The organism is Bacillus sp. ILBB4 (genome assembly GCF_035064545.1).
Taxonomy (GTDB): domain Bacteria; phylum Bacillota; class Bacilli; order Bacillales; family Bacillaceae_H; genus Priestia.
On the sequence record NZ_JAIQVD010000026.1, the window covers coordinates 1 to 15,059 of the forward strand.

Here is a 15,059-nt window from a genome sequence, read left to right on the forward strand (position 1 = left end):
TAAGCTATTTTTATCTTGTACTGGCCCCACCTACGCCATATACAATGACAGCCACGCTTGCTATCCAACCTAATTCTCATTATATATATAATCGCTTACAATTTAAATAAAAATAACAGAATATTATGACTTTATAACAATGTTAGGGAAATCATGAAAGATACTTATAAATAGCTAAGAAAATTAAATAATTAGAACGAGACTTTATATGTCAAAGTATGGGAACAAAATCAAATTAGCTGTCCGCAACAGTATACATGTTTATTTACCATAATGTTTTTACAGGCTTTTCTTTCATAACAAAACGATACATTAACCAACTTTTTGAATTGTTAATAATTGATTTAAGGAAAAGGTTTTCTTTAAATCAATTATCTTATTCCTTGAAAAAATATATCTAGTTTAAAATTAAACACATCCATTGATGATTAATCACCTATATTAAGTAATAATATACTGTTAAACAAGGATTTATTATTTCGATTCGAAAAATATTGACTTTGTTACAAGAAGCTAATTATAATAAAAACACAAGGAAAACGTTTTCCTTGTGTTTTATATTTTTATTTCTGAATATTCTAATTAAATTCCTGGAAGGTAGTGATCAATAATGAAAAAAGTTAAAGTTGGAATCGTCGGATTGGGGAGATTAGGGAGAAAACATGCAGAAAATTTAGCATTCCGAATCCCCAATTGTGAATTATTGGCCGTTTGCAGTGTAATCAAAGAAGAAGCTGAACAGGTACAGAAAGAATGGGGAATCAAATATGCCTATACTAGTTATGACGACCTGATACAGAACAAAGAGTTAGATGCTATTCTGATTGCTTCGCCATCTGGTTTTCATTGTGAACAAATTGAAAAGGCTCTAAATGCTAATCTACATGTTTTTAGTGAAAAGCCTCTTGGCTTGTATTTAGAAGAAGCGTTACGGGTACAAGAGGTCGTCAACAACCATGCGGATAAGGTTTTTATGGTTGGGTTTATGCGAAGGTACGATAAATCGTATGCATATGCCAAAAAACAAATGGAAGAAGGAAAAATAGGAGATCCAGTTTTAATTCGTTGTTATGGTCTTGATCCTACAAAAGCGATTGATGGATTCATGACATTTGCTAAGAACAATTATAGTGGTGGTCTATTCCTAGACATGGCTATTCATGATTTAGATTTAGCTAGATGGTACTTAAATTCAGAAGCTAAACAAGTATGGGCTATTGGCGGAGCTTATGGTTATCCTGAAATTAAAGAATTAAATGACGCAGAGACGGGTGCTGCCTTAGTCAAATTTAAAAATGACACAATGGGTATTTTTGTTGCGGGTCGTAACTGTGCACATGGATATCATATTGAAACAGAAATCGTTGGTACAAAAGGAACCTTAAGAATTGGAACAACTCCAGAAAAGAATATGGTTACTGTATTTGACGAAAATGGAGCAGTAAAGGAATGTTCAGATGGATTCCTGGAGCGATTTGAACAGGCGTACTTGAGTGAAGTTGAAGAGTTTATCTCTTGTATTAGAGAAAATAGACAACCAAACGTTACAGTAGAAGATGGAGTATTATCCACTGCTTTAGGATATGCTTGCAAAGAATCATTTGAAACAGGAGAACTCATTTCTGTACAGTCGCCTTACAAAGTTATGCCTTCATCTCTATAATTGAACAGTTATACTGTTACCTATAGGATACTAGCAGGTGTTTTTAGGGGTCCCTTCTAAATAATAGGGAATTGGTTCTTTTAATAATGTAAGCGTTATCTCTGATTTTGTTTTTTACTAATCTTATAAGCTCGTAGACATTACTCTTTATCTTTAATATGAGTAGGAGGAGAATGGATGTACATAGAGACAAAAGAGAAGAAACAGGACCCTAAAAGAATGGTACGAAAAATTGCTTTTATTTCCACATTCGGTGGTCTGCTCTTTGGATATGATACTGGCGTTATAAATGGGGCATTACCGTATATGTCAGAGGCAAACCAACTTGATTTGAATCCGTTTACACAGGGACTCGTCGCTAGTTCCCTTTTATTAGGTGCAGCTTTTGGTGCATTATTTGGCGGACGTTTGTCAGATTATAACGGTCGTCGTAAAAACATCTTATATCTAGCACTGTTGTTTTTTATAGCAACCGTTGGATGCACCTTTGCTCCAAATACTACGTTAATGGTGGTTTGTCGGTTCATTTTAGGAATTGCTGTAGGTGGTGCATCTGTAACTGTTCCAACTTTTCTAGCTGAAATGTCACCAGCTGAAATAAGAGGACAGATTGTTACACAAAATGAATTAATGATTGTTACAGGTCAGTTTTTAGCTTTTACATGCAATGCAATCTTTGGCAATGTATTAGGAGATGTAGGGCATGTCTGGCGCTTCATGTTAGTTATTGCATCATTACCAGCTGTTGTATTATGGTTTGGAATGTTAATCGTTCCAGAGAGTCCTCGTTGGCTTGCATCAAAAGGCAGAGTAGGTGATGCCTTAAGGGTGCTTAAACAAATTCGAGAGGAAAATCAGGCACATATAGAACTGAAAGAAATTAAATCGTCAGTTAACGAAGAGTCCAAATTAGAAAAGTCTAGTTTTAAAGATTTGTCTATTCCTTGGGTGCGTCGCATTTTATTTTTAGGGATTGGAATTGCTATTGTTAATCAAATTAATGGTGTGAACGCAATTATGTATTATGGAACAGAAATACTTAAGAATACAGGATGGGGAACCAAAGCAGCGTTAATTGGAAACATTGCCAATGGTGTTATTTCAGTAGTGGCGATGCTAGTTGGAATCTGGTTACTTGGTAGAGTGAGGAGACGCCCAATGTTGATTATTGGCTTATGTGGTACTACCACATCTCTTTTTCTCATTGGTTTTTTCTCTTTTATTCTGAATGGTTCTGCGGCACTTCCTTACATTGTTCTCTCTTTAACGGTTGTTTTTTTAGCTTTCATGCAGGGGGCTATAGGACCTGTAACATGGTTAACACTGGCGGAAATATTTCCATTAAGAATGCGCGGTCTTGGTATGGGTTTTAGTGTGTTTTGGATGTGGATTGTTAATTTCTTAATCAGTTTGTCGTTCCCTGTGTTACTTAGCACTATAGGCTTATCTACCACTTTTCTAGTATTTGGCGTATTAGGGTTATTAGCAATCGCATTCGTGAATAAGTATTTACCAGAAACGAAAGGGAAATCACTTGAAGAACTTGAATACTATTTCCGTTTCTATGGTGATCAAGAATTAGAGAGCAAACAGGCAAGATAATTTCTTAAGGACCACTCTTTAACATGTACAGTAATTATAAATGACGAACGGACAATGGCAGACAGCTTCGCTTTAGGCAAAGCTGTCTATTTATTAAGGGGTATAATTTATATGCTATAATAAATAAAATTAATCTATTGTGATACAGACCTATTTACAAGCTAAATACCTAAGTGAAAGGAGGGGGAACCTTATGAAAATAACTATTCGTAGTGTGGCTCAAGAAGCAGGTGTTTCCATAGCAACGGTTTCAAAAGTCGTCAATCATACAGGAAAGATTAGCGAAAAGACAAAAAAGAAAGTACTAGTAGCAATGGAGAAACTTAATTATAAGCCTGATGCAGCTGCGGCTTCTTTAAGAGGGAAGCGAACAAAATTGATTGGTTTGCTTGTTCCGGATATATCCAATCCGTTTTACTCTGAAATTGCAAGAAGTATTGAAGATCGTAGTCATGAATTAGGATTAAACGTTATGATGTGTAATACAGATAATGATGTGAAAAAGGAAAAGGCATACCTATCTCTGTTGACTAGTCAAAGAGTAGATGGTGTAGTAGTAGCCTCAGCTTTTAGAAGTACGCATTTGCTTGAAGAGATGATAAATAAGGGAGTACCTAGTGTCTTAATAGCTTCAGAAATACCTAGTTTGTCTATGAATACCGTAACAGTTGATGATTATAAAGGTGGATACTTAGCTACTTCATATTTATTATCTTTAGGACATAAGAAAATTGGAATTATTTCAGAAGATGTGCGAAGTAATACACCACGTTTAGCAGCATACAAAGATACAATTCAAGAAGCAAAACTTCCTATCAGAGATGAATACATAATAAAAACAGAAGCTACTATTCAAAAAGGATATGAAAGTGCTAAAGATCTTCTTTCATTGGAGGATAAACCTACTGCTATCTTTGCGTGTAATGATTTATTAGCAGCTGGTGTAATACAGGCTGCTAAAGAAGCAAATTTAAATCTTCCTGAAGATTTATCAGTTATAGGATTTGATAATACTGTGTTGTCTACTACCACTTCTCCTATGCTTACTACGGTTTCTCAACCTATAAAGGAGATGGGGTCAAAGGTAGTCGATTTATTACTTCAGGAAATGGAGGAATCTAAGCTCCATAAAGAGCGCTTACTTCTATCTCCTGAATTAGTTATTAGACAATCAACAGCTTATCTTTAGTCAAAATACTTTTTTAATATAAATTCACTCTCTATAACGCAAATTTTTCTGTTTTCTTTGAATCATCTTATTCTGATTATCATTCAAGAATTTGAAGAATAAGTAACAATGACCATTCTTTTTTAACTTCGTAACAAATTTGATATACGAAGAAAAGGCCTTAATAACATACGGGACTGATGCCTGTTTCAAAAACAGGGGTCAGTCCCCAGGACTCTGAGAAGGGTTCTTTTTCCGGAGTATACAGCTTTTTATATAACTTTGATTTCTCAACCTTTCTGAGACAACCAAGCTCAAAATCTTTTGGGAAAAGTAGTTATTTTAATCACTCGAAATTAAGAATAAATAGCTTCCGGGCCTTTAAAAAGAGAAATTTTTCCTTTGTAAATGTTATGAATTTATTTAAGTAGTTCCACCTTCTAAAAGCTTAACAGGCAGATAAGTTTCAAGTTCTATATTGTTGAATTCGCCTTCAATCTCTTTAGATAAAATGTCAATTGCTACCTTCGCAATAGAATCGATAGGTTGTTGTATAGTGGTTAGTTCTGGTAGTATAGCCTTTACTGTTTCTGTTCCATCGTAACCAATCACTTTTAATTGAGTAGGTATATCTTTTCCTCTTTTTCTAGCTTCTGTTATGACAGCAGCCGCAATTAAATCATCACTTGCAAAAATACCGTCTACTTCTGGATGTTCATCAAAAAGCTTAGAGATTACTTCCTCACGGCTCTTTTGAGGAGAGACTTCGTATGTAGTTGGTAATTTTCCGTATTCCTTCATAACATCCTCATATGCTTTTCTTCTTAAATTTGCTGGTGTTTCCAAGTCGAGTGGACCATTAATATGAATAATATTTTCACACTGTTTCTTTATTAACCATTCCGTAGCTTTTTTCCCTCCATCATAATTATCGGATCCTACAACAGGAATCTTTTCAGACAAATAATGATCAATTGCTACGATAGGTAAATTTTGTTTATGATAATCTAGGACTCCTCGGTTGTATGTTACAACAATAACCCCATCTACCTGATTTCGTATAAGCATTTCTAAGTATTTTTCCTCTTTATCCATACGGTTTAAACTGTTACAAAGCAACAATTTGTAACCTAGCGAAGTACAAATACTTTCAATATGAAAGGCAAGCTCACCGAAAAACGGATTACTTGAATTGGGTATAATTAACCCTATTAAATTTGTTTTTTTATGAAATAAGGAACGTGCTAAATCGTTTGGAAAATAATTAATTTCTTCCATCGCTTTATAAACTTTATCCTTCGTTTTTTCACTTATGTAACCTCGATTATTTAAGACTCGTGAAACTGTTGTTGATGAAACTTCTGCAACTTTTGCTACGTCATGGATATTAGGTTTCATTCTATCTCCTCCTATCCTACTAAATACCACTTTTAAATATTATATTAGGATTCTTTTCTTTGTTATTTAAATAAGTTTTTATATTTTTTAGTTACATAATATTTTTTTATTTAGGTTAGGAAAATAGCTTATTAAACATTAGATAAATACTTTATAACAATTAAAATTAGTTCCTCCTTTGACAGCTTTATAATTTACTGATTAATAAAAAAATACTTTATTTTGAAATATTTTATTGTGAGAAATGTTTTAATTAATTAAAGTTTACTTGGTACGGACTTATTGTAGAAAATATCTTCAACATGTGCAAGAAGTAGGGGTTAATTACTATTACCTTATATCAAACAAAAATTAACTTTTATTATGAATGAGATATTGATAATACATATATTCTAATATATTATACCTTCGTTCTAAGGATAGGAGTGAAAAGTTTGATATTTCAAAAAAACATGTCAACCGATTGACATATGTAAACGGTTGACATAAAATACTCACTGAAAGCGCTTTTATATTTTTGTTATGAATAAGGAGAAATAAGGGGGACTGGAACGTATGAAGAAATGGTTTTTAATAGGTATATCTTTATTACTAATTTTTGCTGTAGCAGGTTGTAGTAAGGGTAAAAGCGTAAGTAGTGACGGCAAACAAATGGTTACAATGTGGGTACACGTATCAGATGATAGTGAAGAAGGTAAGGTGTATAAAAAACGAGTAGATGCTTTTAACAAGAAGTATGCATCTAAAAATGTTAAAGCTAAAATTGAATTTATTCCACGAAGTGGGAACGGCGGTGGGTATGAGGATAAAGTAAACGCAGCGTTAACAACTGATACATTACCCGACGTTATTACGTTGGATGGTCCAAATACAGCTGCTTATGCAAAATCTGGCATCATTGCTCCACTAGATGATTACGTGAAAGATCAAGATGATTTACTACCAAGTATCAAGCAACAAGGAACATACAAAGACAAATTGTATGCGATCGGTGCGAGTGAATCGTCCGTGGGAATTTACTACAATAAAAAAATGCTAAAAGAGGCAGGCGTTGATTTAAATACGTTACCGACAGTTGATCATCCTTGGACATGGGATCAGTTCATGACCCTATGCAAAACGTTGAAAGAAAAATATAATAAACCAGCTATTGATATGCAATTACAATCAAAAGATGAAATGTTAACGTATGCGCTAACGCCATTTGTATGGTCTGCAGGTGGAGAAATTCTCTCGAAAGACGGTACTAAAGCAGAAGGTGTGTTTAATAAAAAGTCTAGTGTTGAAGCCATGACTTTTATTCAAACGATGTTAAAAGAAGGTTATACAACGCGTACTCCGGTCAAACAAGCTTTTGAAACAGAAAAGTACCCAATGAAGTTTAGTGGTGTATGGACAGTAACGGATATGAAAACAAATTTTCAAAAAGTTGATTATGGTGTTATGCCTTATCCAGTATCACCAAAAACAAAGAAACTGGTTTCACCTTCAGGAAGTTGGCAGTTTGCAATGACACAGAAATCTGAAAATAAAGAATGGTCTGCTAAATTAGTAGATTGGATGACAAATAAAGATTCGAATTTAGAATTAAGTCGTACAATTGCAGCACTACCAGTTCGTTACTCTTCTGAAAAAGTACTTACAAAAGAATTTTCTGATCAAATGAATGTGTTTATGAAGCAATTAAAGGAATCAGGACACGCACGACCAGTAACACCAGCTTACCCACAAGTAACACGTGCTTTCCAACAAACAATTGATGATATCAGTTTCTATGATCAAAATAAAAACATCAAAAAAGTCTTAGATACACGTGCTACAGAAATGCAAGCAGCTATCGATAAGGCTAATCGATAAAAGCAGCTAGAAGGAGGCATTATGATTAAAACTGGATTAAAAGGAAATAAGACTGTTTACACATTCCTAGGAAAAGAAAAAGAGACTAAAAGTAGAATTAAATGGAAAGAAAACGTAGTAGCTTATACATTTTTAGGACCAGCATTATTACTTTTATTGCTGTTTCTTATTATTCCAGCTATTATGTCCGTCTACTATGCATTTACAGATTATTATCTTTTAACACCCAATATGCGAAAATTTGTAGGATTAGACAACTTTATCAATTTATTTAAGGATCCTATTTTCTTGAAAAGCCTAGCGAATACACTGAAATTTGTCGTTTGGGTAATTCCTTTACAGATAGGGGCAGCTCTTGGGCTGGCCCTCCTATTAAACAAACAACGTAAAGCTAACACATTTTTTAAAGTAGCTTACTTTAGTCCTGTGGTAATGTCGCTCGTTGTTATCTCAGTTCTTTGGCTTTATTTGTTAAATCCAAATGAAGGAATTATCAACAATGTACTCACTTATTTTGGTGTTTCAGCTCAACCGTTCTTAACAAGCCCTAAACAGGCTATGTTTACAATTGTTTTTGTTTCAGCATGGCAGGGAGCTGGCTTTCAAATGTTAATTTTTCTAGCAGGTTTGCAAAATATACCTGGAGATGTCTACGAAGCTGCACAGCTAGATGGAATGAATAAATGGCAACGGTTTATTTATATTACATTACCATTATTAAAGCCGACCTCTATTTTTATATTTATTACGACACTAATTGGTGCATTTAAGCTATTAGTCCAACCAATGGTTATGACACAAGGGGGGCCAGTAAACTCTACGATGACGGTTGTATATTACATTTATCAAACTGGCTTTACGGACCGAATGGTTGGATATGCTAGTTCGATTGCTCTTCTATTTGGAACAATTATTGGATTGGTTACGCTAGCGCAACGGAAATTAGTGAAGGAGGAAGATGACTAATGAGACGGAAATTCGGGCCTTTAACAATTTTAGAATACATTTGTTTAGTTTTGCTCGCGGTATTATTTATATTTCCATTGTTTTGGATGATCGCATCTTCAATGAAACCTGAAGCAGAAGTTTATAATAATATGAACAGTATTAAGGCTTTCCTACCTTCCTTTCATCCGTCAGATTGGTTTATATCCTATAAGCAAGTTCTGTCACGTTTTCACCTAATTGGTTATATAATAAACAGCCTGTTTTATGGTTTATGCGTAGCAGCAGGTTCTGTTATTATCAACGGGATGGCAGGTTATGCTTTCGCTAAATTGAATTTTAATGGAAAAAGAGTGCTATTTGGTCTTTTATTGGCGCTTTTAATCGTACCACTAGAAACAATCTTAATCTCACAATTTACTATAGTTCACAAACTGGGATTAGTAGACACTCGTCTTGCTGTAATTCTGCCAGCCTTAGCAGGGGCATTCAATATCTATTTATTCCGAAACTTTTTCATGGCTATTCCAGCAGAGATTATTGAATCAGCCAAGTTGGATGGAGCAAATACGTGGCAAATATTCTTAAGGATTATGTTACCGATGTCCAAACCGGCTGTTGCTACAGTTGGAACTTTAGCTTTTATCGGAAGTTGGAATGATTATATCTGGCCTTTAATGGTCTTAACGGACAAGTCAAAGTTTCCGATTCAAGTTGCAATTACAGCCATCAATAGTACGGAGCCAGTTTACACGAATCAAGTCATGGCTGTTTTAACAATATCAACCATACCATTGATTCTTATCTATATAGTGGCTCAGCGCTATATTTTAGAAGGGATTGGTGGTTCAGGGACAGGTATTAAATAAGAAAAAAATTAGGTTACTGTTGTAAGAAAATACCTATGTATGGGTAATTTAAAAAAAGGATGTCAACCGGTTGACATAAAGATATTGACTTGTGAAACCGGTTGACATAGAATGGATATGAAAGTGCTTTCAGTTTTTGTTTCAAAGATTCTATATATCTAGTTAAAGGAGCAACAAACATGAAAAGTTCAAAAGTTCTCTATTGGAAGTTAAGTGCTTATTTTTTCTTTTTCTTTTTTACTTGGTCTTCTAGCGCCTCTTTATTTCCTATTTGGTTAAAGCAAGAATTAAATTTAAGTGGATCAGCCACAGGTTTGATTTTCTCTGTAAACGCTATCTTCGCATTGTGTATACAGCCTGTATATGGTTATATCTCCGATAAGATAGGTCTAAAGAAAAATATATTGTCTTTTATTAGTTTACTGCTTGTATTTGTAGGACCATTTTATATTTATGTATATGGACCACTATTAAAATATAATGTGATTTTAGGTGCATCTGTGGGAGCTATTTATTTAGGCATTGGTATTTCTGCAGGTATTGGCGCTATTGAAACCTATGTTGAAAAAGTTAGCCGCAAATACAATTTCGAATACGGAAAGTCTAGAATGTGGGGTTCGTTAGGTTGGGCGTCAGCAACTTTTTTTGCAGGTCAGCTATTTAATATTAATCCCAACATCAACTTTTGGGTGGCATCTGTCTCAGCAATTATCTTAGTTGCAATTATTTTATCAGTGAAAATAGAAGTCACAAACTTTGAATTGGAAAAAGCTGAATCCGTTAAATTAAAGGATGTTGGACAACTTTTTCTTTTAAAGAAATTTTGGTTTTTGATGATGTATGTGATTGGAGTAACGTGCGTATATAGTGTGTACGATCAGCAATTTCCAATTTACTACACCTCTTTATTTGCTACTGAAGCCACAGGGAATCAAGTATTTGGATATTTAAGTTCTTTTCAAGTATTTTTAGAGGCTGGAATGATGTTTATTGCACCTTTTATTGTAAATAAAATTGGAGCCAAAAACGGACTATTATTAGCCGGTCTTCTAATGGCACTTCGTATTATTGGGTCAGGGCTTGTAGTAGGGCCAATCGGTATTTCTTCGATGAAATTAATACATGCATTAGAATTACCCATTATGTTGATTGCTATTTTTAAATATTTTGCAGCTAACTTCGATACACGACTATCTTCCGTTTTATATTTAGTTGGGTTTCAAGCTGCCTCTCAAATAGGTGCATCTTTGCTATCACCTTTAGCAGGTAAATTATACGACATGATAGGGTTCCGTCACACTTACCTTATTCTAGGAATAATGGTCCTTTGTTTTACGATTATTTCAATGTTCACTTTATTAAGTTCTAATAAAAGCAAAGGGTTAGAAGGAAATACACCGGACATAAAACAAGTTATATAAGGAGATGTTAGAATGTTCACAATAAACAAACTTCAACAAGCGCAAGAAGCATTGGATACTGCAAAAGAAGGAGTAAATAACCGTTATCGGTTAGGTTATCATATTATGGCACCTGCCAACTGGATTAATGATCCAAATGGTTTAGTACAGTATAAAGGAGAATATCATGTATTTTATCAACATCATCCTTACGATGAAAACTGGGGTCCAATGCACTGGGGACATGTAAAGAGTAAAGATCTTGTGCATTGGGAACACTTGCCTATCGCCTTAGCTCCTGGTGATGCTTGTGATACTGACGGGTGTTTCTCGGGAAGCGCTGTAGATAATGATGGTGAATTAACGTTAATCTATACAGGTCATCATTATATGGACAAAGAAAAAGATCTATTTTATCAAAATCAAAATCTTGCTGTTAGTACCGATGGTGTCACATTTCATAAGGTTGCGGAAAATCCAGTAATTACTGAACCACCTACGGATAGTAGTCATCATTTTCGTGATCCTAAAGTATGGAAACATAAAGATAGTTGGTATATGGTAGTAGGAAATTCGACCAAGGAGAATGTAGGCAGAGTAATTTTATACCGTTCTCCGGATTTACGTAAGTGGTCATACATTGGTGTATTGGCACAAGGAAACAAAAAACTCGGATTCATGTGGGAATGTCCAGATTTCTTTGAATTAGATGGAAAATACGTTCTCATGCTTTCTCCACAAGGGATTAAAAAAGATGGGGATTTATACAACAACCTATTCCAGACAGGATATTTAATTGGAGATTACAATTACGAAACAAACGAGTTTATACACGGGTCATTTAATGAGCTAGACAATGGACATGACTTTTATGCAGTTCAAACGTTATTAGATGAAAAAGGACGTCGAATTGCTATTGGTTGGATGGATATGTGGGAGTCAGATATGCCAACAAAAGAAGATGGATGGTGTGGAGCACTTACATTACCAAGGGAAGTTACTTTAGGAGAGAATGATAAAGTTTTAATGAATCCTGTGGAAGAAGTAAACTTATTGCGTGAGATTGAACATAATACACTTACCAATGTAACTTCTAATAGTTATTTAATAGAAACAAACGAAGATTTACTTGAAATAAAAGCTGTGTTTGACCTAACCAATTGTAACGCACAGTCGGTTGGAATAAAAATACGTGGAATTAACCAGGAAGAGACTGTATTAACGTATCACTTGGACAAACAAACACTAAAACTCGATTGTTCTAAGTCTGGTAAAGTTGAAGATGGTGTAAGAAATACCATTCTTAGGGCAAATCAAGAGCTTTCCTTACGCATATTCCTTGATCGATCCTCTATTGAAGTATTTGCAAATGAAGGACAAGGAACTATGACAAGTCGTATTTATCCAGCTGAAGATAGATTAGGCATTGAAGTATTTGCAGATGTTGAAGATGTAAAGATTAAGGAATTAACATATTGGAAGTTAAAAGATATCTGGAAATAAACTATGAATGAACAAGTGTACAAGCACTTGTTCATTGTTTTGGGGTGAAGATGTTGAAAAGAGTTTTTTGTATTGGTGAAACATTAATTGATTTTATTCCTGTTCAAAAAGAAAAGTCTTTAAAAGAAGTTACTAGTTTTGAACGTGTGGCTGGGGGAGCTCCTATGAACGTTGCAATTGCGATTGCAAAATACGGGGGAGATTCTGTTATGCTAACGAAAATAGCTAATGATAGCTTTGGTGATTATTTAGTAGATGTGCTTGAAGGAAATGGGGTAGATACTTCATATATTATTCGATGCAATGAAGGAGAGACTGGTTTGGCATTTGTATCTGTAGATAAATTGGGAGATAGATACTTCAGTTTTTATAGAAAGAATTCAGCTGACTTATTACTTTTACCAAACGAGGTGAAAGTAGAGTGGTTTGATAAGGGAGACCTTCTTCATTTTTGTTCTGTAGATTTAGTCGAAAGTCCAATGAAACAAACTCATATCAAAGTAATAGATAGTTTTCAAAAAATAGGGGGGATTGTCAGTTTTGATCCCAATGTTCGTCTTCCCTTATGGCCTGACAAAGAAAGCTGTCGTCGAACAATTCTAGACTTTTTACCTTTAGCAGATATTGTGAAAGTATCGGATGAAGAATTATTTTTTATAACCAATATTGAAGGAGAAAGAGAAGCTATTAACTCTCTTTTTATTGGCAATGTAAAAGTAGTCGTTTATACAAAAGGAAAAGATGGGGCTATTATTTATTTGAAAAATGGAGAACAATTTGAGGATAAAGGATTTAAAGTAACTGTTTCAGATACAACTGGGGCAGGTGATGCATTTATAGGTGGTTTTTTATATCAATTGCTTTCAATTGATATATCGAGCGAAAATCTATGTCAAAAAGTGAGTGAACACCATCAACAATTGCTTACCTTTGCTAATGCAAGTGGGGCACTTACTGCCTCAGTAAAAGGAGCGATTCACGCAGCACCTGGAAAACAACATATAATGAATTTTATTGCTACTCAAAGAGGCAGATTAGCATAAGAAAATATGTATTTATAGTTAGGAATTAGTATGAAATTCACGATATAAGTAAGGGTTAAAAGAAAGGATTTAAATAATGAGGACTGAAAAAGAAAAGATGTTAGATGGAGAAATGGGTTCTGGTGCAAAGATTACATTTATTTGAAAGAGGTATATAAATTTCGAATGGAATCTATTCTTATGCAGCCATTCCAAATATTTGATGAATGAACTTCACTTGATTTTGGACAGACTTGTCCGGTAAAGCAGGTTGTCCTTTTTTAATGATATGCATCGCTTCTATTCCCGAAAGAATAGATTTAGCTGTACGAAAAGATTTCAATCCTAACATCGAACGAACTCTCTTTTTAATAAAACGATGATCTTGTTCCACAATGTTATTAAGATATTTCACCTGCCTTATTTGGATGCCTACGGGCATCTTTTTCTCTTTCTTCAACTCTTCAATCGCCATAGGATAGGCTGGGTTCTTGTCTACTGTGATAACACGGGGCTTTGAAACATGAAAAGATCGCAAAGCTTTCTTGAAAAAGCGCTTTGCAGCTTTATGATCTCTTGTTTTGCTTAAATAAAAATCAATGGTATTTCCTTCTGAATCAACGGCACGATATAGGTACATCCATTGACCTTTGACTTTTACATATGTCTCATCGACTCGCCAAGAATCATTGGTTGGCTTAAGATGACGCCGTACTCGCTCATCTAATTCGGGACCATACTGATGAACCCAGCGCATGATGGTTGTATGAGCAATAGATAGTCCGCGTTCTTCCATCATTTCGACTAAATCACGAAAACTGAGGTTGTACCGTAGGTACCATCTCACGGTTAATAAAATAATATCAGGTTGATAATGTTTCCACTTGAATAGATTTTGCTTTTCTATACTGATCGCGTCCTTTTTTAGAGTAATAGTATCAGTATGTCCAAGTTTGAGAGAATACTTGCAGATATTTTGAAGTTTTTGCACCAGAACTTTTAGAAAGATATGGTTCCTACTATTTCTTTATAAAAAGGTATACTATTTAGGAGGAGGGATGATGTAGTTATGTATTATAACCATAGGAAGAAAAATCAAGAGCCCTTACCTAAAGAACGAACAGAGATTTGGGAATGTGAATCAGAAGAGTGTAATGGCTGGATAAGAAAAAACTTCTCTTATGAAAATCATCAAAATTGTCCTTTGTGTGGCCATAAAATGAGAGCTGAAAAACGGCTTTTAGATGCGTCACTTAATCCCCATCAAAAATAATTCATGGCTGCCTTTTGGATAAATCCCTAAAAAACTTCTGGCACTTCTTTAACTGAAAGTAAACTTCTTACCAAAGACATATGCCATATTTGCTTTATATTTCTGATATATGGTATAGCTAGTCCATACCTTGTACCGTTCGTTTTATCTAGAAACCAGACATAAAACCTTTATTTTTCCATTATATCTAGATTTTAAAAGTAGATATAATATGTTTTTTGCTAGCTAATGGAATCAAAAGTAAAAAAAGACTCCAAGATGGAGTCTTTTTTACTCAATTTGATTATGCTACTTTATGAACGTTAGCAGCTTGTGCTCCACGTTGACCTTGTTCGATATCAAACGTTACTTTTTGACCT

13 protein-coding genes are annotated in these 15,059 nt (G+C 34.5%); 10 read left to right on the top strand and 3 right to left on the bottom strand.

Annotated elements, in window-relative coordinates; translation table 11 throughout:
* The first annotated feature begins 610 nt into the window (after positions 1-610).
* From LAV82_RS30810 to LAV82_RS30820, 3 genes are all read left to right on the top strand, one after another.
* Positions 611-1,663, top strand: a complete 1,053-nt coding sequence (locus LAV82_RS30810; protein WP_499717606.1) for a Gfo/Idh/MocA family oxidoreductase — start codon at positions 611-613, stop codon at positions 1,661-1,663.
* A gap of 177 nt (positions 1,664-1,840) precedes the next feature.
* A complete protein-coding gene (locus LAV82_RS30815; protein WP_499717607.1) occupies positions 1,841-3,265 on the top strand; it encodes a sugar porter family MFS transporter in 1,425 nt (474 codons plus the stop codon).
* Between the two features lie 193 nt (positions 3,266-3,458).
* A complete protein-coding gene (locus LAV82_RS30820; protein WP_499717608.1) occupies positions 3,459-4,454 on the top strand; it encodes a LacI family DNA-binding transcriptional regulator in 996 nt (331 codons plus the stop codon).
* 402 nt (positions 4,455-4,856) lie between these two features.
* On the opposite strand, the gene LAV82_RS30825 is transcribed toward LAV82_RS30820, so the two are convergent.
* Complete coding sequence (locus LAV82_RS30825) at positions 4,857-5,831, bottom strand: LacI family DNA-binding transcriptional regulator (RefSeq protein ID WP_499717609.1); 975 nt, start codon at positions 5,829-5,831, stop codon at positions 4,857-4,859.
* A gap of 555 nt (positions 5,832-6,386) precedes the next feature.
* Here LAV82_RS30825 and LAV82_RS30830 point away from each other — a divergent pair.
* From LAV82_RS30830 to LAV82_RS30855, 6 genes are all read left to right on the top strand, one after another.
* A complete protein-coding gene (locus tag LAV82_RS30830) occupies positions 6,387-7,688 on the top strand; it encodes an ABC transporter substrate-binding protein (protein ID WP_499717610.1) in 1,302 nt (433 codons plus the stop codon).
* Positions 7,689-7,709: 21 nt separating this feature from the next.
* Positions 7,710-8,654 (top strand): carbohydrate ABC transporter permease, encoded by a 945-nt coding sequence (locus LAV82_RS30835; RefSeq protein ID WP_499717611.1) that lies wholly within the window; start codon positions 7,710-7,712, stop codon positions 8,652-8,654.
* Positions 8,654-9,502 (top strand): carbohydrate ABC transporter permease, encoded by an 849-nt coding sequence (locus LAV82_RS30840; protein ID WP_057237303.1) that lies wholly within the window; start codon positions 8,654-8,656, stop codon positions 9,500-9,502. The genes LAV82_RS30835 and LAV82_RS30840 overlap by 1 nt, the downstream gene beginning before the upstream one ends.
* 179 nt (positions 9,503-9,681) lie before the next feature.
* Positions 9,682-10,923 (top strand): MFS transporter, encoded by a 1,242-nt coding sequence (locus tag LAV82_RS30845; RefSeq protein WP_499717612.1) that lies wholly within the window; start codon positions 9,682-9,684, stop codon positions 10,921-10,923.
* 21 nt (positions 10,924-10,944) lie between these two features.
* The gene (locus tag LAV82_RS30850) at positions 10,945-12,405 is read left to right on the top strand and encodes a glycoside hydrolase family 32 protein (RefSeq protein WP_499717615.1); all 1,461 of its coding nucleotides are present in this window, start codon (positions 10,945-10,947) and stop codon (positions 12,403-12,405) included.
* A gap of 53 nt (positions 12,406-12,458) precedes the next feature.
* The gene (locus LAV82_RS30855) at positions 12,459-13,448 is read left to right on the top strand and encodes a carbohydrate kinase family protein (protein ID WP_499717613.1); all 990 of its coding nucleotides are present in this window, start codon (positions 12,459-12,461) and stop codon (positions 13,446-13,448) included.
* Between the two features lie 178 nt (positions 13,449-13,626).
* On the opposite strand, the gene LAV82_RS30860 is transcribed toward LAV82_RS30855, so the two are convergent.
* The gene (locus tag LAV82_RS30860; RefSeq protein WP_499717616.1) at positions 13,627-14,334 is read right to left on the bottom strand and encodes an IS6 family transposase; all 708 of its coding nucleotides are present in this window, start codon (positions 14,332-14,334) and stop codon (positions 13,627-13,629) included.
* A 162-nt stretch (positions 14,335-14,496) separates the two neighbouring features.
* On the opposite strand from LAV82_RS30860, the gene LAV82_RS30865 reads away from it, so the two are divergent.
* Positions 14,497-14,700: a cold-shock protein gene (locus tag LAV82_RS30865; protein WP_499717614.1), complete on the top strand. Its 204-nt coding sequence runs from the start codon at positions 14,497-14,499 to the stop codon at positions 14,698-14,700.
* Between the two features lie 283 nt (positions 14,701-14,983).
* Here the strand turns inward: LAV82_RS30865 and LAV82_RS30870 are convergent.
* Positions 14,984-15,059 (bottom strand): cold-shock protein (locus LAV82_RS30870; RefSeq protein ID WP_377263438.1); only part of this gene is annotated, 76 nt, incomplete at its 5' end.

What these genes read in the sequence shown, in the direction of transcription:
- LAV82_RS30810 (WP_499717606.1), top strand. Translation starts at nt 611, where the DNA reads ATGAAAAAAGTTAAAGTTGGAATCGTCGGATTGGGGAGATTAGGGAGA.
- LAV82_RS30815 (WP_499717607.1), top strand. Translation starts at nt 1,841, where the DNA reads ATGTACATAGAGACAAAAGAGAAGAAACAGGACCCTAAAAGAATGGTA.
- LAV82_RS30820 (WP_499717608.1), top strand. Translation starts at nt 3,459, where the DNA reads ATGAAAATAACTATTCGTAGTGTGGCTCAAGAAGCAGGTGTTTCCATA.
- LAV82_RS30825 (WP_499717609.1), bottom strand. Translation starts at nt 5,831, where the DNA reads ATGAAACCTAATATCCATGACGTAGCAAAAGTTGCAGAAGTTTCATCA.
- LAV82_RS30830 (WP_499717610.1), top strand. Translation starts at nt 6,387, where the DNA reads ATGAAGAAATGGTTTTTAATAGGTATATCTTTATTACTAATTTTTGCT.
- LAV82_RS30835 (WP_499717611.1), top strand. Translation starts at nt 7,710, where the DNA reads ATGATTAAAACTGGATTAAAAGGAAATAAGACTGTTTACACATTCCTA.
- LAV82_RS30840 (WP_057237303.1), top strand. Translation starts at nt 8,654, where the DNA reads ATGAGACGGAAATTCGGGCCTTTAACAATTTTAGAATACATTTGTTTA.
- LAV82_RS30845 (WP_499717612.1), top strand. Translation starts at nt 9,682, where the DNA reads ATGAAAAGTTCAAAAGTTCTCTATTGGAAGTTAAGTGCTTATTTTTTC.
- LAV82_RS30865 (WP_499717614.1), top strand. Translation starts at nt 14,497, where the DNA reads ATGTATTATAACCATAGGAAGAAAAATCAAGAGCCCTTACCTAAAGAA.